A 1,972-nucleotide genomic window follows, 5' to 3' on the forward strand; every position below is an offset into this window, starting at 1 on the left:
TGAAAAACCGGTTCTTATGCTTAAAAAGAAGAATTACCCTTTTCTAAAAAAGCTCGGCGCTTCCCCAAATTCTTTTGTAAACTCCTGTGTAAAATGGCTGGGATTGCCATAACCCACCGCATAGCCTATTTCCGAAATATTCAAGGATGAATTGAGTAGAAGTTTCTTTGCTTCCTGCATTCGAATCGTACGGATAACTTGCGAAGTGGATTTATTAGTCAGGGCCTTAAGTTTACGGTGAAGCTGGGTTCGGCTTACAGCCAGTTCTTTGCATAGCTCCCCAATGCCAAACTCCTCGCTTTCCAAATTCGCTTCCACGAGGGAGCGAAGCTTTTTTAGAAATGCATCCTCTTGTTTTTCGGCAGGAGTTTCGGGTGTCCCCACAGGGTCCAGTGTCACATAGCGCGCTGTCAGTTTTTGTCGTACCTCAATCAATTTCCTCAATCGAACTTCCAGCTCTTTCTTTTCAAAGGGCTTGGAAAGGTAAGCATCGGCGCCTCTTTCGAGACCTTCCAACCGTGAATCCAAATCCGCCTTTGCAGTGAGCAGGATTATGGGAATATGGCTGGTGCGTTCATCTTTTTTGAGTCTTTCTACGACTTCATAGCCGTCTTTTTCAGGCATCATTACGTCACTGACGATGATGTCTGGAATCATTTCTATGGAGAGTTGGATTCCTTGGAGACCATTTCTTGCTTTTTGGATTCGGTATTTGCCTTGGAGACAGAGTTCCAGATAGCTGAGGACATCTTCATTGTCTTCTATCAGCAAGGCCATCGGGAGACTTTCATCGTAATCTTCTTCTGTCCCAAATCCTGATGCTTCCACCAAATCTTTGACATTTGGAATTGAATCAATGGCAAATTCACTGGCATTCCCTTTGGGCGCTTCATTTTTTATGGGAAGTCTAAGTGTAAATTCAGAACCTCTTCCCAACTGGCTATTGGCTTCGATGGTTCCAGACATCAGATGCACCAGCTCTTTGGTGAGTGCCAAGCCAATTCCTGTTCCTTCGTCAGACCTGGTTGATGAATTGTCCACCTGATAAAAACGGTCAAAAATATAGGGCAAGTGCTCAGAAGAAATCCCTTTGCCGGTATCCTTGACTTTGATTTCCAGAAAATCACCCATTTCCCCGGATTTACTCTTTTCAATCTTGATATAAATATTTCCTCCCGGAGGGGTGAATTTCACCGCATTTCCCACAAGATTTGAAAAAATGGCCTGGATTTTCTCCGGATCAAAGTCCATGTGTAATTCCTCAATACCGGGAAGTAGATGCAGACGGATATCCTTGGAATCAGCAAAGGAATGAAATGACTCTGTCAGGTATTTGAGGTAACCCAGGATATCGTCATGGATCATCTTTGCAGATAATCTACCAGACTCAAGTTTGGAAAGATCAAGCATTTGGTTGATCAGTCTCAGCAATTGCGCGCTATTCCGTTTGATCATAGGCAGCCCGTCTCTCAAATTCTCCATTGAAGGTTGGGACAATATATGGTCCGCAATTCCCGAAATCACTGTCAATGGCGTCCTGAATTCATGCGTCAGATTGGTGTAAATTCTGGTTTTGACCAAGTCCAGATCCTGAAGGCGAATGACCTCGGCTTGGGCCAGTTTCCTGCGCAGCAAAAAGCTGTAAACAAAGTACAAGAGCAAAGAAAGCAACAGCGCATATCCAAGCCATGCCCACCATTGGGTAAACCATGGTGGCATCACAGTAATTGAAACAGAGCGAATCCCAACGTTCCCATATCGGTTAGTAGCTTGGACATGAAAAATGTATTCTCCCGGGGGTATGGAATAGTAATCGGCACTGAGCGCCGCTCCGCTTTTCCAGTTTGGATCATAGTTTTCCAGCTTATAGCGTAGATTTTTTTCGGACTCCATCGTCACAAAATCAATACTTCCGAATTCGAGCGTGAAGGTGTTTTGATTGTGAGGCAACCGTATCTCACTGGTTTCATTG

General features: G+C 44.4%; 1 protein-coding gene. It reads right to left on the reverse strand.

The genetic code is table 11. From position 1 onward, the window contains the following. Nucleotides 1-33: 33 nt before the first annotated feature. A partial coding sequence (locus ACZFYI_RS19735) for an ATP-binding protein (protein WP_462525833.1) occupies nt 34-1,972 on the reverse strand: 1,939 nt, incomplete at its 5' end.

This window comes from Aquiflexum sp. (assembly GCF_977115555.1).